The sequence below is a fragment of the Deltaproteobacteria bacterium genome, from assembly GCA_016930875.1.
Classification (GTDB): domain Bacteria; phylum Desulfobacterota; class Desulfobacteria; order Desulfobacterales.
In genome coordinates, this window is the sequence record JAFGFW010000195.1 from 1 (window position 1) to 20,525 (window position 20,525).

23 protein-coding genes and 1 tRNA gene are annotated in these 20,525 nt (G+C 50.6%); 18 read left to right on the forward strand and 6 right to left on the reverse strand.

The features are described from left to right. From JW883_16275 to JW883_16300, 6 genes are all read right to left on the reverse strand, one after another. The coding region (locus JW883_16275) for a type II toxin-antitoxin system prevent-host-death family antitoxin (GenBank protein ID MBN1843823.1) at positions 1–186 on the reverse strand (186 nt) is incomplete at its 3' end. Positions 187–674: 488 nt separating this feature from the next. Then, the gene (locus tag JW883_16280; protein MBN1843824.1) at positions 675–1,595 is read right to left on the reverse strand and encodes a VacJ family lipoprotein; all 921 of its coding nucleotides are present in this window, start codon (positions 1,593–1,595) and stop codon (positions 675–677) included. Positions 1,596–1,894: 299 nt separating this feature from the next. Then, positions 1,895–2,548 carry an ABC transporter substrate-binding protein gene (locus JW883_16285; protein MBN1843825.1) on the reverse strand — a complete coding sequence of 218 codons (654 nt, stop codon included), beginning with the start codon at positions 2,546–2,548 and terminating at the stop codon, positions 1,895–1,897. A gap of 33 nt (positions 2,549–2,581) precedes the next feature. Further along, positions 2,582–3,028, reverse strand: coding sequence for an outer membrane lipid asymmetry maintenance protein MlaD (gene mlaD / locus JW883_16290; GenBank protein MBN1843826.1), 447 nt, complete (start codon positions 3,026–3,028; stop codon positions 2,582–2,584). Positions 3,029–3,043: 15 nt separating this feature from the next. Continuing rightward, positions 3,044–4,255, reverse strand: coding sequence for an ATP-binding cassette domain-containing protein (locus tag JW883_16295; protein MBN1843827.1), 1,212 nt, complete (start codon positions 4,253–4,255; stop codon positions 3,044–3,046). A 5-nt stretch (positions 4,256–4,260) separates the two neighbouring features. After that, entirely contained in the window at positions 4,261–4,992 is a 732-nt protein-coding gene (locus tag JW883_16300; GenBank protein ID MBN1843828.1) for an ABC transporter permease, read from the reverse strand. Positions 4,993–5,332: 340 nt separating this feature from the next. On the opposite strand from JW883_16300, the gene tsaA reads away from it, so the two are divergent. From tsaA to JW883_16390, 18 genes are all read left to right on the forward strand, one after another. Then, entirely contained in the window at positions 5,333–5,770 is a 438-nt protein-coding gene (tsaA, locus tag JW883_16305; protein ID MBN1843829.1) for a tRNA (N6-threonylcarbamoyladenosine(37)-N6)-methyltransferase TrmO, read from the forward strand. 36 nt (positions 5,771–5,806) lie between these two features. Further along, complete coding sequence (locus JW883_16310) at positions 5,807–6,436, forward strand: class I SAM-dependent methyltransferase (GenBank protein ID MBN1843830.1); 630 nt, start codon at positions 5,807–5,809, stop codon at positions 6,434–6,436. A gap of 93 nt (positions 6,437–6,529) precedes the next feature. Continuing rightward, positions 6,530–7,036 carry a hypothetical protein gene (locus tag JW883_16315; protein ID MBN1843831.1) on the forward strand — a complete coding sequence of 169 codons (507 nt, stop codon included), beginning with the start codon at positions 6,530–6,532 and terminating at the stop codon, positions 7,034–7,036. A gap of 107 nt (positions 7,037–7,143) precedes the next feature. Beyond that, positions 7,144–7,219 (forward strand) — tRNA-Asn (locus JW883_16320). A 376-nt stretch (positions 7,220–7,595) separates the two neighbouring features. Next, positions 7,596–7,802 carry a DMT family protein gene (locus tag JW883_16325; protein ID MBN1843832.1) on the forward strand — a complete coding sequence of 69 codons (207 nt, stop codon included), beginning with the start codon at positions 7,596–7,598 and terminating at the stop codon, positions 7,800–7,802. Positions 7,803–8,261: 459 nt separating this feature from the next. Further along, entirely contained in the window at positions 8,262–10,352 is a 2,091-nt protein-coding gene (locus tag JW883_16330) for an SEC-C domain-containing protein (GenBank protein MBN1843833.1), read from the forward strand. A 187-nt stretch (positions 10,353–10,539) separates the two neighbouring features. Beyond that, positions 10,540–10,770, forward strand: a complete 231-nt coding sequence (locus JW883_16335; protein ID MBN1843834.1) for a helix-turn-helix transcriptional regulator — start codon at positions 10,540–10,542, stop codon at positions 10,768–10,770. Positions 10,771–11,352: 582 nt separating this feature from the next. Continuing rightward, entirely contained in the window at positions 11,353–13,311 is a 1,959-nt protein-coding gene (locus JW883_16340; GenBank protein MBN1843835.1) for a site-specific DNA-methyltransferase, read from the forward strand. 12 nt (positions 13,312–13,323) lie between these two features. Then, positions 13,324–16,302, forward strand: a complete 2,979-nt coding sequence (locus tag JW883_16345) for a DEAD/DEAH box helicase family protein (GenBank protein MBN1843836.1) — start codon at positions 13,324–13,326, stop codon at positions 16,300–16,302. A 211-nt stretch (positions 16,303–16,513) separates the two neighbouring features. Continuing rightward, positions 16,514–16,765 carry a DUF4258 domain-containing protein gene (locus tag JW883_16350; GenBank protein ID MBN1843837.1) on the forward strand — a complete coding sequence of 84 codons (252 nt, stop codon included), beginning with the start codon at positions 16,514–16,516 and terminating at the stop codon, positions 16,763–16,765. Then, positions 16,762–16,980 (forward strand): DUF2283 domain-containing protein, encoded by a 219-nt coding sequence (locus JW883_16355; protein MBN1843838.1) that lies wholly within the window; start codon positions 16,762–16,764, stop codon positions 16,978–16,980. The genes JW883_16350 and JW883_16355 overlap by 4 nt, the downstream gene beginning before the upstream one ends. Before the next feature lie 237 nt (positions 16,981–17,217). After that, positions 17,218–17,445 (forward strand): hypothetical protein, encoded by a 228-nt coding sequence (locus JW883_16360; GenBank protein ID MBN1843839.1) that lies wholly within the window; start codon positions 17,218–17,220, stop codon positions 17,443–17,445. A 21-nt stretch (positions 17,446–17,466) separates the two neighbouring features. Beyond that, the gene (locus JW883_16365; protein MBN1843840.1) at positions 17,467–17,883 is read left to right on the forward strand and encodes a virulence RhuM family protein; all 417 of its coding nucleotides are present in this window, start codon (positions 17,467–17,469) and stop codon (positions 17,881–17,883) included. Between the two features lie 678 nt (positions 17,884–18,561). Beyond that, complete coding sequence (locus JW883_16370; protein ID MBN1843841.1) at positions 18,562–18,810, forward strand: hypothetical protein; 249 nt, start codon at positions 18,562–18,564, stop codon at positions 18,808–18,810. A gap of 191 nt (positions 18,811–19,001) precedes the next feature. Beyond that, complete coding sequence (locus JW883_16375) at positions 19,002–19,286, forward strand: virulence RhuM family protein (protein MBN1843842.1); 285 nt, start codon at positions 19,002–19,004, stop codon at positions 19,284–19,286. Between the two features lie 187 nt (positions 19,287–19,473). After that, the gene (locus tag JW883_16380; protein MBN1843843.1) at positions 19,474–19,701 is read left to right on the forward strand and encodes a hypothetical protein; all 228 of its coding nucleotides are present in this window, start codon (positions 19,474–19,476) and stop codon (positions 19,699–19,701) included. 144 nt (positions 19,702–19,845) lie between these two features. Beyond that, complete coding sequence (locus tag JW883_16385; GenBank protein MBN1843844.1) at positions 19,846–20,082, forward strand: hypothetical protein; 237 nt, start codon at positions 19,846–19,848, stop codon at positions 20,080–20,082. 82 nt (positions 20,083–20,164) lie between these two features. Further along, positions 20,165–20,410, forward strand: a complete 246-nt coding sequence (locus JW883_16390; GenBank protein ID MBN1843845.1) for a hypothetical protein — start codon at positions 20,165–20,167, stop codon at positions 20,408–20,410. Positions 20,411–20,525: the final 115 nt, after the last annotated feature.

The following is a 20,525-nucleotide window of genomic DNA, read 5'->3' on the forward strand; positions in this document are numbered from 1 at the left end:
CCTGGTGTTCTTTGGTGACCGTAAGAGATAAGCCGTTTCTTCAAGGGCTTCATAGTCCTCAAGTGACATAATGACCACAGAGTTAGAGGTTTTACGTGTTACGATTACCGGCGCGCGGTCTTGACATACTTTTTCCATTGTTTTCGCAAGGTTTTGCCTGGCGGCTGTATAGGTTATAGCTTCCATAAAGCACCTCCTGTACAAATTATTGTACATATAAAAATGCTGTTGTCAAGCGCGTATTTGGAGCCCCAACAAGCCATGGGTTCGGCGCACCAAGAGAGTCGATGATGTATTCGGCAGGTTGCACAAGCCGGGAAGGAAGCCCGTTTCCATTGAGAAGATGTACGCTGGGATAAGGCGGAAAATGCAGGCGAGTCTTGGATACTAACGGTCTGGTGGGCTTATACTAATACCCATTTTGGGCTTTGAGGCACAATCAGAAATTCTGATCTTTGTATCTTCGGCCCGAGAAACCAAAATGGACGTTTCGGATTTTTTGATCGCCCAATCTGCGGGATTTTCGGGCCTTGAATGTGTGCTCACATTTGATAAACGGACCGCAGCCTTTGGGCTTCTTAAGCTGCTCGGATAGCGTAACCGTGAAGGGAGCAAGTTGCAAGGCAGCAGTCAAGTCCAGGTTGCACGCAGGGGATGGGGATTGCTTAGAGGATCTATTCCTCCACCTTTGTTTTCCTATGCTGCATATAGGCATCCCGGACGGCCTCGTAGGGATCAATGGCTGCCTTTTTAAGAGACTCGTAATCACCAGTCCGAAAGGAGGTCTGGTTTAGCTTATCTTCGCCACTTATTCCCGCGGAGACTCCAATGGGCAGATAGCTGACAGGATTCATGAATAGATCTCCAACACTTCCCGCGGTATCGCGCAGAGTCGAGGGACCCAGGATGGGCCACACGATGTAGAACCCATCTCCCACCCCGTAAGTAGCTAAGGTCTGTCCCATGTCCTCGTCGTGGAGATCAAGCTCGGGGTAGTTCTTGGCAGGATCTCCAAAACCAAGGACGCCAACGGTGCTGTTGAGACAAAACCGGACAAATTCCACCTGAGCCTCATGCCCTTTTCCTTGAAGAATGCAGCCGGTCATCCGGATGGGGGTAGCGAGGTTAGTAAAAAAATTTTGCACACCGCTCCTGACCGGTCCGGGTAACACTGCTTTGTATCCTGTGGACACGGGCTTTAGAAACCAGAAGTAAAGCTTATCGTTGAATTGAAACATGAGCCGGTTCCATGGAGCCAGCGGGTCTGCCACGTTTATGACCTCCTCTTCGGTCTCTTCGTCCAAAAAATCGAGGTCGTCATCCATGAACTCTGCTCCCACCGTCCCTTGGTCCAATGGGGTTTGGTCATTATCTGCCGCATTTTTTTCGGTCCTTTCATCCGAGAGCGCAACATCGTCTTGTGGAACTCCAACGTTCACCGCATCGTCCATGTCCGACGGCGCCTGGTCGTTTGTGGAGAGGGTCGTTTGCGGGTTTTGTGCTACAGGGGCAGAGGATGACGTCTCTGAAGGACGATGGGCGCACCCGGCTGAACAGAAAACAAGAACAAAGAAACTCCACGTCAAGTATTTCACGGCTTTTGCTCCTTTGATTGTGTGATGTTACAAAACAGACAAGATGGTTGCCACGCCTTTTGCGTTTGGGCTGCGGCGACATCAGTGTGCCTCTGGCGCTTCTGATTCATATATTCGAGTGTGAGGTATAATGCTACATGAGTTATCGGCACAAGCCGTCGATGGCTGAACAAAAAAATCGCGAATGCTCTTTTTGGCCGAGAAGAGCATTTCAGGCGAAGATGCGTCGTTCGTTTCGCGGAGTGCGGGGGATATTATCCGGAGTTATTGAGAACTTGCCAGACTGGCGTGGATCAGGGTCAGCAATGGGGGCGCGGCAGCGCTTCCAGGCCGGCCTGGTCCGAGACAGCGTTGCCTTCTTTCTGCTGTTCGATCTTTTTTTTCAGCCTTTCAATAAGGTGAGACGCAGATTTTGACAACAGGATTTTGTTGAATTGAGTTCTGTAGTTTTTCACCAGGCTTACACCTTCGATGTTCACGTCGTAGACCTTCCAGACGCCGTCACGTAGCTTCATGCCATAATTTACCGGAATCTCAAGAGTCTCTCTAACTATCTTTGTTTTGACCAGGGCCTTGGAATCCGTAACCATTTCTTCCTTTACGTAGACGACCTTTTCTTCCTGGTAATCCTTTTGTATCTTATCAATATAGGTGTTTCCGAGAAACTCCGCAAAGACCTGCGTGAATTCCTTTCTTTCCTGCGGGGTAAAACCCCTCCAATTGCGGGCCAGGGTCCGTTTGGCCATCTCCGTAAAGTCGAAAAGCTTGAAGATGATTTCCCAGATCTTTTCCCGCTCCACATCCCTTTTAGCGGAGTCTTGATACTGGGGGTCGTTCAGGACACTGATGATGCTATCGATGGGCCCGCGAAGCGCATCAAGCGGCTGGGCGCTTTGGGCCAAAGAGGGCATTCCGATTAGTAGCACAACAAGAACAGGGATGATCTTTTTCATGGCCTTTTCCTTTCATAATAGAATCACTACTTCTTACACACCGCCGAAAACGTATTTGCTGATCAGTTCCTCCAAATCCATGGCCGACTCGGTCTCTGTGATCAGGTCTCCTGGCTTGAGAATCTCGTCTGAGCCTCCCGGTGTGATCTTGACATACTTATCCCCTATCAGCCCCGAGGTTTTCACCGAAGCGATCACGTCGTCCGTCAAGACCACATCTTTTCGGATTTTCATCTTGACCCGAGCCACGAGTCTTTCCTGCTCCAGGGAAATGGAATCGACCTGGCCGATTTGCACACCGGCCATCTCCACGCAGGCCCCTGCAGTGAGACCTGACACCGACTGGAACTGCGCGTAGATCGGATAATGATTGTCTCCTATCCAGTCCATCCTCCCGAGCTTAATAGTCAAGTATCCCACGCAGATGATTCCAATAATCACGAAGATGCCTACTGCCGTTTCCACGGACGTCTTTTTCATGGTTCCTCCGACGAATCAACTGATACGGAATTCATAGATCGTGTTCTTCCTCGATTCTGCGCTGACAATAACCTGTTCTATGGGGTCATTTTCCTGCGCTTCAGCAAAGCCTGCGCTGACCGCAAAACAAAATCCAGGATAGGGTTTCATCTCAAGCATTTCCTCTGTCTTCAGCTCGTTGGCCAGCTTGACACAGGTCAAGTGAGCTTGCTCCTTATCGCTATTGGGAAGGACCGCAATGATCTTGTTAAGGCCGTACCGGGAACAGATATCGGAAATTCGAAGACGTTTGCGCAGTTCTTCGGCAAAGTTTCTGAGCAGAGTCTGTCCCGTTGCATAGCCTGCCTTTTCGTTGATATCGTCCAAATTTTCCAGTGTTAAGATGATTAGGGAAAAGGCCGTCTGGTGGCGTTTGAGCCGGGCCATCTCTTCCCGGAATCTTTGCTCTCCTTGTGGCTGGGGGGCCATGCCGGTGAGGACGTCGTGACGGCTTTCCAGGCCTTGGACGAACTGCTGCACCTCAGGGTCAGAAACCTGTTGGATCTCTTTGGGAGTCCCCTCAAAAAGGATCCTGCCTGCTTCCAACATGGCAATGCGTTGCGAGATATAGAAGACGTCCGGTATCTCGTGGCTGACTACCACCCCGGTGAATCCGAACTTCTTCTGGTAGTCAGAGATCATACTGTGCACAGCGTTTTTGCGGATCGGATCTAGGCCGGTAGTGGGTTCGTCAAAGAGGACGGTCTCCGGGTCTGTAACGAGGGCCCTTGCCAGCGCCACTCTTTTTTTCATCCCACCTGAAAGCTGGGAGGGGTATTTCTCGTCGATCTTGTGCAGATCAAGCCTGCTCATCATGTCTTGCACAAGCCTTCGGATTTCTCCTTCCGGCAACTTAGTTCTTTCCTTCAAGGGGAGGGCAACGTTGTCAAAGACGGTCATAGAGTCGAAAAGAGCCGTGTTTTGAAACATGTAGCTGAATTTTCTTTTAATAGCCCTTCGTTCTTCCTTGTTCATGGCCGAAAGTGGTTGACCACTAAACAGCACCTGGCCGGAATCAGGCTCGATAAGGCCTATGATATGCTTCAGCAGCACACTCTTGCCCACCCCGCTTTTGCCAATAATAGTGGTGACCTCCCCCTGGTAGATGCTCAGATTTGCGCCTTCCAGGATGGCTTGTTCCCCGAACTTCTTGGAGACGTTTTTGAACTCTATGAGCGGCTGTGTCATGATCCCTACAACAAAAAGGATGTAAGCACGTAGTCAACAATCAGGACAAGGACGCAGGAGATAACCACGGCCGAAGTGGTCGAAAGGCTGACGCCCTTGGCTCCGAATCCTTGAGCACGAGTGTGGGTAAAGAAACCCTGAAAGCAGCAGACAGTGGCAACAACGGTTGCAAATGCAATCGACTTGATGAATCCCCCTACAATATCTTCCATGAGTACGCTGGATTCGACCCGCGAGAAATAGACGCCGGGGTTGATGCCAAGGAGGCACGAGCCTGTCACATAGCCTCCGAAAATACCCACCACGTCAAAAAGGGCGGTGAGGAGGGGAAAGCTGATCAGGGCCGCGGCGATTCTGGGACTCACCAGGAACCTTATTGGGCTGATGTCCATGGTTTCAAGGGCATCGATTTCTTCGGAAATCCGCATAATTCCAATCTCCGCGGCAATTGCTGAGCCTGCCCGCCCGATAACCATGATGGCCGTCATTACGGGGCCGAGCTCCCGGACCAGAGATAAAGCCACTGCCGCGCCCAGCAGACCCTCGGACCCAAATTTCACCAGCGTGTAGTAGCCCTGAAGGCCAAGGACCATGCCCGTGAAGGCCGCAGTCAGGGAAACAACAAAGACCGACTTCATCCCAATGAAGTAGACTTGGTGAATGATCTTGGATAGTTGAATAGGAATGGAAAAGATCAGGAGAAAACCCTTGAAAAAGAATACGGCAATCCTTCCCATCTCCTGAATCAAGAAGATGGTGAATCTGCCGAGGCCAGCTATGGGCGGAGCAACTATCTCAAAAGGTGAGATCACGGGTGCCCTTCAGAAGAAAACCAAATATGGCAATCAAAGTCTCTCTTACGGCTAGCAGGAATCATGCCTTAATGTTGAGAGCAGATAAATTTTTCTTGAAATTATTGTTGACACAGATTCTGTGTTGGATACTTAGGGAGGATACCAAGGAAGGTGGCGAGGCCTCTTATGGGGGCGGCCTGGGGGAATTGAGGGACTCGGGCGGGATAGCCTCTTGTCTGGCGGTTTTTTGAAGCATAGAGAGGCATAGAGAGGAGAAGCGGACATGGGCATTGAAATGACACCTATAGGTTTTGTGAAGACCGATGCCGAAAAGGTTCCGCGACACTGGACTCTTTCAGATGTGGAGGGCACGTTGGTGGTTGAGGAGAAATACCTGGAAGGACTAAAAGACATCAGGTCCGGGCAACGAATCGTTGTGATTTTTCACTTCCACCGAAGCACAAAGTTCAGCTCACAATTTCTCAGTCAGACACCCCGGCACCGTGGCAAGAGATTGGGTGTTTTTAGCATCTGTTCTCCAATACGCCCCAACCCTATCGGGATGTCGGTTTTGGAGGTTCTTGGGAGGCAAGAGAACGTCATTTATGTCAAGGGGCTGGACATGCAGGACGGCACACCTATCTTGGATATCAAACCCCATGTTGAAGGCAGATCGAGTTGCCCCAGTTTTGAAGGCGAACGGCGTCCCACGACCCCTTAAGGCGTTGCGCGGGTCAGGTGTTTCAGGAGAGGTATCATGAAAAATGTCAGACGATCCTACTACAATGTATTTTCTCGATTTTATGACAAATTTGTGGCTCTTCATTCATCTGATGCCCAAGGAGCCCTGAGGCGATTCTTTTCAGACCAGGTGCCGGTAAAGGGAAATGAGTCTGTCCTGGATATCTGCACCGGAACAGGGTCGTTGCTACTCAATCTCAGGGAAAAGGCAGGAACTGATGGACTTGTGGTCGGGGTGGACTTTTCCACAGGCATGCTGAGAGTTGGTCAAGAAAAAACCAGAATCTATGAGAACGTCTTTTTGCTGGCCTCCGATGTGGGCTACCTTCCCTTTGACGCAGATGTGTTTGGCGCCGTGACATGCACTCACGCCTTTTACGAATTGAAAGGAGAGACACAAGATCGTGCGCTAGCAGAAATTGCTCGTGTTCTTAAACCCGGGGGACCTTTTCTCATGATGGAACATGATGTGCCTAAGCGTGCTCTGATAAGATTCTTATTCTATGTTCGGCTTTTTTCCATGGGCGCCAAAAGGGCGATACACATCTTGAGACATGAAAGGGAGGCTCTCGAAAAGCATTTTGCCGTGGTCGAGCAGATATTGACTCCCACAGGTAGATCCAAAGTCATGATATGTTGGAACTGAGAAGATGATGTTGTGAGGGAAATCCTTGCTCAAGACGCAGGCTTGTGATAGTTTCCCACTGCACGCTGCACCTAAACAGAGGACAGGAGGCGTATGATGGAATGGATAAATGCTGCGGTACTGATTGTAGTGATTGTTTTTGCACTTCATCACAAGAAAAAGATAAAGGCTTTGGGGGACGACGTTGCTTTGCATAAAGAAAAACTAGCCTTACAGGCAAACATGTTGGCCTTGCAGAAAGACACATTGGCATCACAGAAAGATCTGTTGACTTCATACAAAGATGCACTGGACAGTCTTAAAGCAAAACTCCCTGTTGGCAAGCCTTCACAACCTGAAGTTGAGGCGAAAACTGAAGAAGATGACATTGAATTGATACAACGGGATGACATGGCGGAAGAAAAGGCGAGGTTTGAGAAGGAAGTGCAAGAGAGAACAAAAACTATGGAATGGTACGAAAAGGAATTCTCTATCGGATTGCACGCCATTTTGGAGCTGTTTCTTCACGTCCCCCTTAGGATACAGAAATCGATTATAGCCAAAATGCCTGATAGTGTCATCAAGAAGGGATTTAAAAGGCTTTCAGGCAGAATCCAATGAAATAGCAAGAAAGCGTTTTGTGAACGACTTTGAGGATGTTGGCAGAACATTCTAGTTTCTTGGGCTTGACTTTCAAAGATCATTTGTTATTATTTTGAGGTTATTGATCCCCAGTAGCTCAGTTGGCAGAGCAGATGGCTGTTAACCATCGGGTCCGCGGTTCGAGTCCGTGCTGGGGAGCCATTTCGACTCAAAAGGACGCTATTGATTGCTCAATAAGCGTCCTTTTTCGCTCAAGGTCTTCGACCGAAGAAAGAAGTTGAGTCGAAATGGCCCTGAGCCCGTCGAAGGGCCTTTAGACATTAAGCCTCACCATTTGCCTGTGTTAAAATGCCTGCTTGGTTCTATATCCTCCGACTCCGTTCCGGCACCCTTTACCCAGGCGCAACGACAAATCTGAATCAGCGCTATGAAGACCATTGCTTAGGTAAGGCCTGCCGAACAACAAAAGTTGATCCTCCTATCAAACTCTTGCATTCAGAACCGTTTGAAAATTTTAAAGAAGCCAGAAAGCGAGAAGCTCAAGTGAAGCGATGGCCCAGAGCCAAGAAAGAAGCCCTTGTGGCCGGCGATTTTGAAAAACTGCGTTTGCTTGCCAAATCCCGGAAGAAGCGAAAGCCTGGCCAAGAACCACGAATGCGACCGTTTTCGAACCGGTTGCTTAACGAATAAAGCTCTACCCCAACTCAAGGTCATCCAGGAAGTCCTGACAATGATCGTTTTTGCCGGTTTGTACGTTTTCTATATGAAACAGGAACTCACGTGAGACTATATGTAGGCCAGTCTTTGTCTTGCAAGGGCAGCCTTTTTCATGTTCCGCTATTTGCCTACAGGTTAAACAAAGCCTTCATAAATCCACCGCCAAGAGTATGAAGGATTGAGTTATTAAAAACCATTTCAGCACGTTGTTTCAAAGGAGTCCAGCGGGGCCTTTTACCTTCCCGGAGCCGGGACGGCGACCCATATTGGGCTAACGGTCCTTTTATTTTTGCAATTTTGCATTAAAAATGCAAAATTGCAAAAAAGAGGTACGCCATGGCCCAGAGATATATAAAAAGGTCGTTGGAAACGGTTTTCAAGAAAGCCTCCTCCGGGTTTCCTGCCGTTGGCCCACCTCTGACAGATAGTCCCACGTCCCCGGTGGCAGGGGGCTGTCGCCCGGAATCGCCGGATTGGATGACATCTGCAAAAAATCTGACGTAATGGACGGGAAGGAAACAGGCTCATGAAGATCGGACGCAATGCACCGTGTCCTTGCGGCAGTGGCAAAAAGTACAAGCAATGCTGCCTGTCAAGCAATGTCACAACATCGGTTGAGCTTCACTACCGGCGTCTGTCAGAGGCCTACGACAAGCTCTTTGACCGTCTGGTTGACCATGCAGGGCGTGTTTTCGGCGAGGGGGTTTTGGAGGCGGCCATGGACGAATTCTGGCTCTGGCCCGATTCGAACACGCAGATAGATGATGAGACCTTGGAACGACAGATGGGGCTCTTCTGGCCCTGGTTTGTCTTCAACTGGGAGTATGATGCGTTGGATCCGGATGTCGAACTCCACGGCCTGCCGGATCGCACCGTGGCCGAGCTATATGCCCAAGCCCGGGGCCGGAAACTCGACAGTCTGGCGGGCAAGCTCATCCAGGCCGCAAACCGCAAGCCTTACAGCTTCTGGGAAGTTCGAAGTGTGGAGCAGGCCAAGCGTGTCCACATGCAGGACGTTTTGACGGGCGAGGAAATCACGGTTGAAGAACGTAGCGGATCGCAGCACCTCAAGCCGGGCGACATCCTCTTCGGCAGGGCCGTTTCCGTGGATGGCGTCGGAATGATCATGGGGCTGAGCGCCTATGCGATTCCACCGAGCTACAAGCCGGGGCTCATCGGACTGCGGCGGGACCTCCAGGCTGGAACGTCGGTCGTCAGCGACGAGACGCTCAATGACCGGGACTTGGACATAAGGCAGGTCTATCTGGATGTTGATCGGCATGTACACACGCCTCCCACTTTATGCAACACCGACGGCGATCTGCTGGAGATGCATAAGACTGTATTTGAAATCGACTCGGCAGACGCGGCTTTTGACAAACTCGCTCACCTTTGCGTTACCGAGACGGCTGATGAACTCCGGGATCAGGCCGACGTCGACGGGGCCGGACGCATCCGGCGGGTGGAAATTCCCTGGAATCGCAAGAATCACAAAGCCAGCGCCGGGATGACCAATACCCTGCTGGGGCGCCTTATTATTGACGGCAACCGTCTGACGTCAGAGGTCAATTCGGCAAAGCGGGCCGAGAAAATCCGGCATGAGATCGAAACAAGGCTCGGCCCTTGTGCCCGCTTCAGGGTAGATGAAATTCAAAATATCGATGCCATGATGGATGACGAGGATCTGGCTGCTTCCGAAGATGCTCAGGCCCAACATGAAATTCTGATGCAGGATCCGGAGGTAAAACGACAGATAACCGAAATGTTACAAAAACACTGGCAGGGGTGGGTGGATACGGAAGTGCCCGCACTGGGCGGCAAAACGCCTCGCCAGGCAGCGAAAACGCCTGACGGCCGGGAAAGCGTGGAGGCATTGCTGCTGGATGCCGAGCGCTCCATGGCCGATGACAAGATTATGGGGGCTGTGGGTTTGAGCGCCATCGAAGAAGTGCGTGGCCGCCTGGGCCTCGATGAGCCTGACAAGCCTCGTCCAGCCAGAGCCCGAAAAGCCGACAAAGAAAAGGAAAAGAGCCCTGACCAGGTCATTAGAAGGATGATCGAAGATTTCGGCCGGGAGCAGCTTGACGAAACCTACACCGGTTTTGCACTCAGGTTGTGCGACCGGCTGGACAGCGGCCGTGAATTTTCACTGCGCCGGGGCCGCCCGGAAATATGGGCTGCAGCCATTATACACGTGATTGCGTACCTTAATTTCCTGTTCGATGAAGAACGCGAGTTGACGATTACAGCCCGTGACCTTTGCACTTTTTTTGGCGTGAAACAGCAGACAGTGGCCAACAAGGCCCTCCAGATCCGGCGTGAGTGCGATCTGCGCTACGGGACCCGTGACTTCAGCGCACCGGACATTGTGAAAATGTTCAACTTTGTGCAAACAGAAGAGGGGTTGATCCTTCCCGAAGGCATGTTGGACGGCTCGTTGATTGACCGTCCCTCTTTTTCCCCCGACACCCCACGCGTCCCAGCCAAGAGGACGGTGAAGAAAAAGAAGCCTGTCTCCAAACCAAAAAGGGCGGCATCCAGGAAGGGCCAAGCCCGATCGTCGTCCAAACCCTCCGGCGCTGATCGTCAGATGAATCTTTTCGAAGACCCGTCTTAGAAAAGCTGCGGGCAGGCGGAACGGCACGGTGCCCCCATAACCTGCAATGAGGCGGAATCCCGCCTTTTTCTGACGGATCCGGTGTTGAGCGATTTCGTCCGAAAAAAGGTTGCAGGTTTTTTCGCGAGTGATATAGCATTTGTTATCAAATTTATTATTAATGATGATCATTTTTTAGGAAGAGCCCATGAAATCCATCCACCCTGATTACCCCTTATTGGTAAAGGAGGTCCGCCGGCAACTCGCCATAAGCCAGGAGGATCTGGCCCGGGAGCTGGGCGTGAGCTATGCCACGGTCAATCGCTGGGAAAATGGGCAAGCCAAGCCTTCCAAGCTGGCTCGGGCCCAGTTGGATGCGTTTTGCGATCGGATGTTGAAAGAGGGAAGATTGGATCTGCCTAACCGGAATGATGGATAAGGGGACGGACTGATGACGAAATCGACGCATGGCAAAAACGTGTCGATATTTTCAGTTTTTGTGGACACGTTTTTTCGATTTGTCCATGACATGGACACGTTCTAAGGCAACCTTGAACATGGTAGGTACACTACGGAAGAAAACCGTCGCCCAGCAGAATTCACCGAAACGTCGGGAAAAGTTCACCTAACGAATTGGAAACTCCTGGAGAATTCTCAAAACCGTCGGGGAAAACGTCGGGGAAAATTCTAGATGCATTGAAACAGGATCAGCACATGACCATTGTTGAACTGGCCTCATTGATCGGTGTGACAGAACGATCCAAAGAGCTGAACATCAAAAACTTGCAGGAGCCAGGCCGACTCCGCCGCATCGGCCCGGCCAAGGGCGGGCATTGGGAGGTTCAATGACATTCAACGAGGCGGAACCCCGCTTTTTCTCGTTGATCCGACGTTGAAGGCCAAGGGGTACAATACACGCTAAACAATGTTGCGGTGATGAAACACCGCATACCATTTCAGTTTTTCACGACACGCTTGAAGTCCAACTGAGGGGTACAGAGGGATGAGCAAAAAACCTAGGATGCCCGAAAAAATGGATCTGAGATCCATGGATGTGGGCGCTGACAACAGGGCCAAGCTGAAACAGCTCTTTCCCACGGTCTTTTCGGAAACGCGCAACGAAAAAGGGGAGTTGGTCGAATCCATCGACTTTGAAAAGCTTAAGGCCGAGCTAGGCACTTTCAGCGATTTCCTTGAAGCCCGCAGGGAACGCTACGGCATGGACTGGCCCGGCAAGAAGGATTGCATAAAGCTCATCCAGCAACCGTCCATAGCTACCCTCAAACCCTGCCGCGAGGAGTCGGTCGATTTCGACACCACCGAGAATCTCTTTATAGAAGGCGACAACCTGGAGGTGCTCAAGCTCCTTCAAAAATCCTACTACGGCAAGGTCAAGATGATCTATATCGACCCGCCGTACAATACCGGCAACGAGTTCATCTATCCCGACGACTACGCGGAGTCCCTGGAAACCTATCTGGCCTATGCCGGCTTGGTGGATGACGAAGGAAAGAAATTTTCCACCAATACGCCCAACGAGGGCCGCTTTCACACCAAATGGCTGAATATGATGTGGCCCCGGCTTTATCTTGCGAGAAATTTGCTTCGAGACGATGGGGTGATATTCATCTCGATTGATGACAACGAGGTCAGCAATTTGAGGAAGGTCTGTGATGAAATATTTGGAGAGGAAAATTTTAAGGCAGATGTAATATGGCAAAAGAGATACACACGCAGCAACAATACTATCGACTTCACTGCGGTGGTTGAACATATGTTAATTTACGCAAAGTCGGAGTCTTTTATTGTTAATCTGCTGCCACGCACAGAAAAGACCGATTCACGTTACTCTAATCCAGACAACGATCGTAGAGGGCCATGGAAAGGTGCCTCTTTTTTGAACCCAGCATCTCCCCAACAAAGGCCAAACCTGTGCTATCCTATTGAGAATCCCAACACAGGTGAAATAACCCACCCTACGAGGAATGCGTGGAGGCGTTCAAAAGAGGAGTTTGAAAGGCTCAAGGCACAAAACCGGCTCTACTGGGGGCCAGATGGCAAGCAATCAGTACCGTCAAGAAAGATGTTCTTATCTGAAGCCCGTAGTCTTACTCCAATTAATTTTTGGCCTTATGAATATGCGGGAAGTACTGATGACGGGACAAAAGATTTGGAGCGTCTTGTTCCCGGGAAAGTATTCAACAATCCCAAACCAATCAAGTTGATCGAACGTATTATTGAACATTCATGTGCGAAAGATTCCCTCATTCTTGACTTTTTCTGTGGCTCTTCCTCTGCTGCTCACGCGGTTCTTGATTTCAACTGGAAGGACGGTGGCAATCGCAAGTTCATCATGGTTCAGATCCCCGAGCCGTGCGATGAAAAATCCGAAGCCTACAAAGCAGGCTACAAAACAATCGCCGATATAGGCAAAAAACGCATCCGGAGAGTCATCAAAAAGATCAAGAAAGAGCAAGCCGAAAAAGCCAACGACCCTCAAAGCAGGCTCCCTGGGCTTGAAGAAGAACAGCCGGAACTTGATCTTGGTTTCAAGGTCCTCAAGCTCGACAAATCCAATTTCAAGGTCTGGGACGGTTCAAAGCCCAATGCCTCGGAGGAGGAACTGGAAAAGCAGCTTGAACTTCACATCGACCATATCGATCCAAAGGCCTCCCAGGAGGACATTCTTTTTGAACTGCTGTTGAAGGCGGGCTTCATGCCAACGGAAAAGGTGGAAAAACGAGCTTTGGCCGGCAAGACAGTTTTTTCTGTTGGTGAGGGGGCGTTGCTCATATGCCTTGAAAATGAAATCACCCGGGAGCTGATCGACTCGGTGGCCGAGTCGGAACCCATGCAGTTCATCTGCCTGGACCGCGGCTTTCAGGGCAACGATCAACTCAAGGCCAATGCCGTTCAGACCTTTGCCGCCCGCAATCAGGGACGGGACAAAGCCGAACAGATCGTTTTTCGGACGGTGTAGGGAGAGCGCCTGATGAAACTCAAGTTTGACGCAAACCTTGAATACCAGCTTGAAGCCATCAGCTCGGTTACGGATTTGTTTGAAGGGCTGCCTTCTAAGGGGAGCGGGTTTGAGATCAACTGGGGAGCACAAGACGGCATGCTCTTCAATGAACTGGGCGCGGGAAACCAGTTGGCGTTGGAACCGAAACAGCTCCTGAAGAACCTGCATACCGTTCAGGAAAGAAATGCAGTACCCAAGTCCCGTTCCCTCATTGAAAATAGCGATACCTACGAATTTGCCAACTTCTCTGTGGAGATGGAAACAGGAACGGGCAAGACCTATGTCTACCTGCGCACCCTGTTTGAGTTGAACCGCAGGTACGGTTTTAGGAAATTCATCGTCGTTGTGCCGTCGGTTGCCATCCGTGAAGGGGTGCTGTCATCCATCAACCTGATGCGCGACCACTTCAAAGGGCTCTATGACAATGTGCCCTTTGACCATTTCGTCTACAACTCAAAAGACCTGAGCAAGGTTCGTCAGTTTGCGGTGAGCAACCAAATCCAGATCATGATCATCAACATCCAGGCCTTTCAAAAAGACGCCGGGGATATTGAGGACTACGCCAGTCTCACGGACAAAGAGCGCAAAAAGCTGAACGTCATCCACCAGGAGCAGGACAGGATGTCGGGCCGCCGCCCGATTGAGTATGTGAAGGCGACCAACCCCATCGTGATCATCGATGAACCGCAAAGCGTGGACAACACGCCGAAAGCCAAACGGGCCATCAAGACGCTGACCCCCTTGCTCTGCCTGCGCTACTCGGCCACCCATGTCAATCCCTACAACCTTCTTTACAATCTGGATCCCATCCGGGCCTATGACATGCGCCTGGTCAAGCAGATCGAAGTGGCCTCCATCCGTTCCGAAGACAACTTCAATGACGCCTTCATTCGCCTGGACAGAATCGGCTATGCAAAGGGGGCAAAGACCCCCCACGCAAAGGCGACCATCCATGTGGACAAAAAAAGCGCACCCAGGCCCAAATTGATCACCCTCAAGCAGGGGACGGACATCAGTCAGCAGACCAACCGTCCGGGATACGACGGATATATCGTGACGAATATTTGTGCCGAAGAAGGCCTGGAGCATGTGGAATTTGCCAACGGCAAGGTTTTGGAGGTCCGTCAGGAGCTGGGCGGCATGTCAGATGAGATCCTCAAGACCCAGATTTGCCAGGCCGTGGAGGAGCATCTGAAAAAAGAGCGCAGGTTTAAGGACAAGGGGATCAAGGTCCTGTCGCTTTTTTTCATCGACAAGGTGGCCAACTACCGCTGGTATGACGAGGGAGGCAATCCGCAAAAGGGCAAGATGGCGACGTGGTTTGAGGAGGCTTACAAAGAGATCTCTGAAAGACCGCTTTTCAAGGACCTGCTCCCCTGTGCGGTCGAAGAACTCCACGATGGCTATTTTTCTGTGGACAAAAAACGGGGAAAGATTGTTGGACTGAAAGACACCAAAGGCACCACCAAGGCGGATGAAGAAACGTACGAATTGATCATGAAGGACAAGGAGCGGTTGCTTTCTACCGATGAGCCGCTACGGTTCGTCTTCAGCCACTCCGCCCTTCGCGAGGGGTGGGATAATCCGAATGTCTTTCAGATTTGCACCCTGCGGGAGATGGGCACGGAGCGAGAGCGACGCCAGACCCTGGGGCGGGGCCTGCGGTTGCCGGTGAATCAGGACGGGCTTCGGGTGTTTGACGACAACATCAACAAGCTGACCGTTATTGCCAGCGAGTCTTTTGAAGAATATGCGCGGGGGCTACAGGAGGACATCGAAAGGGATGTGGGCGGCGGATTCAAGTTCGGGCGTATTGCCAAAATCGCCTTTGCCCGCTTGATCGATAAGGCCACGGATCAACCCATCGGCCAGGCAGGCTCCGAAAAAATATGGCAGACCCTGAAGGACAAGGGATACTTGGATAATGCGGGAGATCTCACGGCCGAGTTCGCTCCTGAGAGAGAAGGCTTCCAACTTGACTTGCCTTCAGAGTTGGAGCCGTTGAGAGCTGCAATCACGGAGGAAATGAAGCGTTATGTCTTTAAGAATCGCGTGGTCAATGCCAGGGACCGCCGCACGCTGAAATACAACAAACGCATTGAATTAAATGAAGACTTCAAGGCGCTGTGGGAAAAAATCAACAAGAAGACCCGCTATTCCGTGGAATTTGAAACAGAAGATTTGATTGCCCGATCAGTGGACAAAATCAGCAAAATGGAAAAAATCCAGGCGGTCCGCATTTTGATCGACAAGGCCGATGTGGATATCATTGAAGCAGGCGTGGGGCGAGGAAAAGTCCTTTCGACCCGCACGGAATATGCGAAAAGTCCGGTGTTCTTGCCGGACATTTTGACTTTTTTGCAGCGCGAGACCGAGTTGACCAGAGGCACGCTGGTTGAAATCCTGAAACAATCTGATCGCTTGAAAGAGTTTGCCGTGAATCCCCAGGCGTTCATGACCGAGACTGCCAGACTGATCAATCGCGCTTTGCATGAAATGGTGGTGGACGGCATCAAGTACGAGCGGTTGGAGGGGCAGATCTACGAAATGCGGCTTTTCGAAGAGAAAGAGATCGAAGAGTATCTCTCGCGTCTGTACGAAATCCAAAGCAGCGATGACCGTACCCCTTATGATTACATTGCCTATGATTCAGAGGTGGAACGCGACATCGCAGAGAAACTGGACGCCAGCGAAAACGTCAGGTTTTTCTGCAAGCTTCCGCGTTGGTTTGTCGTGCCCACCCCTATGGGCAACTACAACCCAGACTGGGCTGTTGTCACCGAAAACGGCGGCAAGCTCTATCTGGTGCGGGAAACCAAAAGCACGCACGACCGAGACAACCGGCGTGAAATCGAGAACCGGAAAATCGATTGCGGTCAGGCCCATTTCGACGCCTTGGGCGTCAACTTCAAGGTCGCGACGAATGTTCACGAGGTGTTGGCAAAATGAACGGCTATAAAGTCTTCCCGTAAACCCTTGGGGAGTCCGTTTGGGAAGAACGTGAAAAGTGTCCAAACCGAAGGGAGGGGAATGAGGCCGAACTTCACCATCACCAACCGCATCACCGCCGGTCTTGCCCGCATCGAACAGGCGAGGGGTTTTCCGGAGGCGGCATAGTTGTTGGAAGACTGGGTTTGTACAATCGGCAATGGGAGGATTGATGAATTACATCCTGACTCAACACGCTCGTAATGCCATGGAAAAACGTGAGATTTCCGCGGCCTGGCTGGAACAGACGATGATTGCACCTCAGCGGTGTGAGCCGGATGCTATCGATCCCGCTCTTGAACACCGGCTTGCCGTCATCGCCGAGCGTGACAATCGCGTTCTTCGTGTGATAGTGAACACACAGGCAAAACCTGAAAAGGTGATCACCATGTATTTCGACCGCAAAACGAGAGGTCACTTATGAGACTAAGAATCGACAAAGAAGCAGATGCACTTTACTTGACTCTCGATGAATCGAGTGCGGTGGAGTCTGAAGAAGTGTCGCCGGGCATTATCTTGGATTACAATGCAGACGATAAGGTGATCGGCATCGAGATGCTTCATCTCTCCAAGCGTGTACCGAAACTGGATGCCGGCAGATTGCTGTTCGAAACCGTCTCAACGGCGACAAATCGGTAACGGCAATACCCAGGGCGGCTCCGGATTACAGCTTCGACGACATGGGGTAGGTTGGAGAGCATCTTTTCGATTGGAGAATTGCGAAGAAGAGCGTCTCGATCTCTTATTACCGCGCGAGACACCGTTCCCCCCAATTTTTGGCAGTTACCGTCCCTTGCCCCGTTTTTCGGTGCTATGACGAGGAACTCTTGCAGCATCCAGTAACAAGGGGCCGAACAGGCCGAATCCGGCAAAGCCCTGCTCAAGGAGCTGGCTGGAGAGCTGACGGCAGAATTTGGTAATGGCTTCTCGAAGAGCAATCTTGCCTCCACGGTTCGCTTTGCCGATGTGTTTCACGACCTGAAGATTGTGCAATCACTGATTACACAATTGGGATGGACCCACTTCAAGTCCCTGATTCCCATCGATGATACCCTGAAACGGGAATTCACACTGAAATGTGCCCCACTGAACGCACCCTGCTAACGCTGGAGGTCGGTCGAGGTTATGAGCAAAGATTTGGCAACCATTGATAATTCCAAATCCGGCAGGGGCCTGTTCCTGGTCTATGAGGCGGAAGACGGCCGGGTCAAAATAGACGTGCGCCTTGAGAATGAGGCCGTCTGGTTGACCCAAAAACTGATGGCGGATCTGTTTCAGAAAACCAAACATAACATCGGACAGCATCTGAAAAAGGTCTTTTCAGAAGGTGAGCTGCTCGAAGATTCAGTTGAAAAGAAATTCTTTACAACTGCCCCAGATGGGAAAAAGTACAAGACCAATTTTTATAATCTTGATACTATTATTTCAGTAGGCTACCGGGTCAAGAGCCACGTGGCCACCCTTTTCCGCATCTGTGCATCAAGGAATCGAGCTATACCCTGGCGTCACGGATTATCAGCGACGCCATTGATGCCGGCCTGATCCGGCTGCACAGTGGAACACGGAGGGATGCCTGTTATGTGCCCTTCTGGGCATAAGAATTATGTCATCCAAAGGCGGGTCGTAACCTGCCATATGCAATATAATTGTATAGTTACAGACAGTTGCCAATGTAGCGCCATGTCACAAGAACCCCACGGCATCCTATTGATAAATTCCACCTCGTTTTCAGGCAGGTCCTGAAATCCTTATTTATCGACCGCATGGAAATGAACGAAGAGCTTTTTGCCAAATTCATGAACGATCCGGAGTTTCAACAGTTGGTTACGAAAGGCCTCGGACAGAGGGTGTATGCGCGATTGCCTAAAACAGAAAATTACCGACCATCCACCGTGCCGGATGGAACAGCGTCGGAAAGCTACTTTCCTGTGATCCAGGAAAGTAGAAAACGGTGACTTCTCATACAGGGATATTTATGAAAAGCCTTTTCAACCGAAGATTCACCATCACCAACCGAATCACAACCTATGAGATGGTCAAAGCACAACACAAACTCCTTGCAGGTTTGAATGGAAGGCAATGAAATCGAATAAAGGCCACAAAGGAAAAAGCAACGCGACAGGTATGCTGCCCACCCTGCTGAACCAGACGCTTCTGACCGAGGTCTGCGACCTGATTATAAGAGCACGCGGAAACGTTGCCTGGGCTTCGAATGCATAGTTGACACTGCTCTACTGGCAAGCCGGCGATCGCATACGGCGGGAGATTCTTAAAGAACAGCGGGCGGCCTATGGAGCGGAAATTTTGCAGACGCTGTCTGCAAAATTGACAGTGGAGTTCGGCCGCTGGTTCTCACAGCGCAATCTTGCCTCCATGGTGCGCTTTGCCGAGGTGTTTCCTGACCCCAAAATTGTCTCCGCACTGCGGAGACAATTGAGCTGGAGCCATTTCAACTCCTTGATTCCTTAAGAAGATTTATTAAAACTGGAATTCTGCATGGGAATGTGCCCCATCGAAGGCACACGGCTGACGCTGGAGGTGGCAGTATTAATAATCCCGATTCCGGCAGGGGCCTGTTCCTGGTCTATGAGGCGGAAGACGGCCGGGTCAAAATAGACGTGCGCCTTGAGGATGAGACGGTTTGGTTGACCCAGAAACTGATGGCGGACCTGTTTCAGGTCACAGTTCCCACTATCAATGAACATATCAAAAACATCTTTAATGAAAGGGAACTTAGCCCGGATGCAACTATTCGGAAATTCCGAATAGTTCAAAAAGAGGGACAGCGAAATGTCACCCGCATGGTTGATTTTTATAACCTGGACATGATTATTTCAGTGGGCTACCGGGTCAAAAGCCATGTAGCCACCCGTTTCCGCGAAACAGAAAAGGGCAAAGATAAACAATCTTCTTGCCGAGTTATCACGTATTCGAGTCATTTGTAACGTAGGCTCACGTAAGTATTCTCAATGGGTGCTTGGCGAGAGAACAGCCTCTAGTGACGAAGGATAAAAAAATAATAAAAAAATAATAAAAAATAAAAAGGCAGGCCCAATACCTCAAAAATGTTAACGGGTTATGTTTATTATTAAGCCGATGTGATGTATTGTTGCGCCCAAAGCTCTTAACGAGATGAAGAAAGGCGTTCATATTCGGGCCTGCTATCTGCACGCTTGCCTGAAATACGTAAACCGTGACCATATGACCAACGCCAGCTTACGCGAACGTTTCGGCATAGAACCCCGCAATAGCGCCATCGCCTTGCGGATTATCCAAGAAACCATGGAAACCGGGTTTGCCAGGGTAGATGAAACGCCAATGTCCAAAAAATACGCCAAATATGTTCCTTTCTGGGGCTAAGATTTTAGCTCCGCTTTATTTGATGGTTATTTGATGGGATAAACTGAACGGAATTTAGGTCTTGACAGGTTGGGATCATAACGGACTGAAAATAAGAACTTTGTTTCTCTTTAAGCCCGCGGCTTCTTATTTGACGGTCATTTGATGGCCATCCGCCGGGATGTGCTCATCAGGGAACACGGTCTTTCGGACCGCCAGGCCAAGGCCCTCGGATACATCATGGAGGACGGCATCCTGACCATCCAGAACTTCGAGCGACTGCGCCCCGATGTCGACCGCCGGTCTCTGCAACGGGATCTGAAAGCCATGCTGGACAAAGATCTGTTGGTTTCGGAGGGGGCGACCAACAAGCTTGTGTCCCGAATGAAGGAGACGGGCTGAACTTGCGACAATCTCACGACACAATTTGCGACATTCAGTTGTTGCCTTTTTTCCGATATGAGAACACCCGGAAGGTAAACCAATGCCGAAAAAGAAAACACGACTGGATCGGTTTTCCGATCTGACTTGGAACGATATCGAAGAATGGGCCGGCGGCAAAATTGTCGCCCGGGGCAAAAGTTATCAGCGCCAGGGGCGTGTTTCCGATCTGGCCGTAACGGATAACGGCGCCATGCTCGCCTGGGTGGACGGTACGGAGCGCTATGCCACCAGGGTTCTCGGTCGAGAACTTGGTTTAAATCAACAAAACAGGGGCTTTGAAAAATGATCCAGGTTTTCACCTTGAAATAAATCGGCATTCTATTGTACAAGCACCGAACTGAAAGCGGTCTAACAAGGCCGCAATCTTTAGCCCGATAATACAAAGGACATTTTAAGCGGAG

Coding starts and splice junctions, on each gene's coding strand:
- mlaD (MBN1843826.1), bottom strand. CDS start 3,028: ATGAAAAAGACGTCCGTGGAAACGGCAGTAGGCATCTTCGTGATTATT.
- JW883_16365 (MBN1843840.1), top strand. CDS start 17,467: ATGAGCAAAGATTTGGCAACCATTGATAATTCCAAATCCGGCAGGGGC.
- JW883_16310 (MBN1843830.1), top strand. CDS start 5,807: ATGAAAAATGTCAGACGATCCTACTACAATGTATTTTCTCGATTTTAT.
- JW883_16385 (MBN1843844.1), top strand. CDS start 19,846: ATGGCCATCCGCCGGGATGTGCTCATCAGGGAACACGGTCTTTCGGAC.
- JW883_16380 (MBN1843843.1), top strand. CDS start 19,474: ATGAAGAAAGGCGTTCATATTCGGGCCTGCTATCTGCACGCTTGCCTG.
- JW883_16335 (MBN1843834.1), top strand. CDS start 10,540: ATGAAATCCATCCACCCTGATTACCCCTTATTGGTAAAGGAGGTCCGC.
- JW883_16315 (MBN1843831.1), top strand. CDS start 6,530: ATGATGGAATGGATAAATGCTGCGGTACTGATTGTAGTGATTGTTTTT.
- JW883_16355 (MBN1843838.1), top strand. CDS start 16,762: ATGAGACTAAGAATCGACAAAGAAGCAGATGCACTTTACTTGACTCTC.
- JW883_16330 (MBN1843833.1), top strand. CDS start 8,262: ATGAAGATCGGACGCAATGCACCGTGTCCTTGCGGCAGTGGCAAAAAG.
- JW883_16345 (MBN1843836.1), top strand. CDS start 13,324: ATGAAACTCAAGTTTGACGCAAACCTTGAATACCAGCTTGAAGCCATC.
- JW883_16390 (MBN1843845.1), top strand. CDS start 20,165: ATGCCGAAAAAGAAAACACGACTGGATCGGTTTTCCGATCTGACTTGG.
- JW883_16350 (MBN1843837.1), top strand. CDS start 16,514: ATGAATTACATCCTGACTCAACACGCTCGTAATGCCATGGAAAAACGT.
- JW883_16295 (MBN1843827.1), bottom strand. CDS start 4,255: ATGACACAGCCGCTCATAGAGTTCAAAAACGTCTCCAAGAAGTTCGGG.
- JW883_16340 (MBN1843835.1), top strand. CDS start 11,353: ATGCCCGAAAAAATGGATCTGAGATCCATGGATGTGGGCGCTGACAAC.
- JW883_16375 (MBN1843842.1), top strand. CDS start 19,002: ATGGCGGACCTGTTTCAGGTCACAGTTCCCACTATCAATGAACATATC.
- tsaA (MBN1843829.1), top strand. CDS start 5,333: ATGGGCATTGAAATGACACCTATAGGTTTTGTGAAGACCGATGCCGAA.
- JW883_16300 (MBN1843828.1), bottom strand. CDS start 4,992: ATGGGAAGGATTGCCGTATTCTTTTTCAAGGGTTTTCTCCTGATCTTT.
- JW883_16285 (MBN1843825.1), bottom strand. CDS start 2,548: ATGAAAAAGATCATCCCTGTTCTTGTTGTGCTACTAATCGGAATGCCC.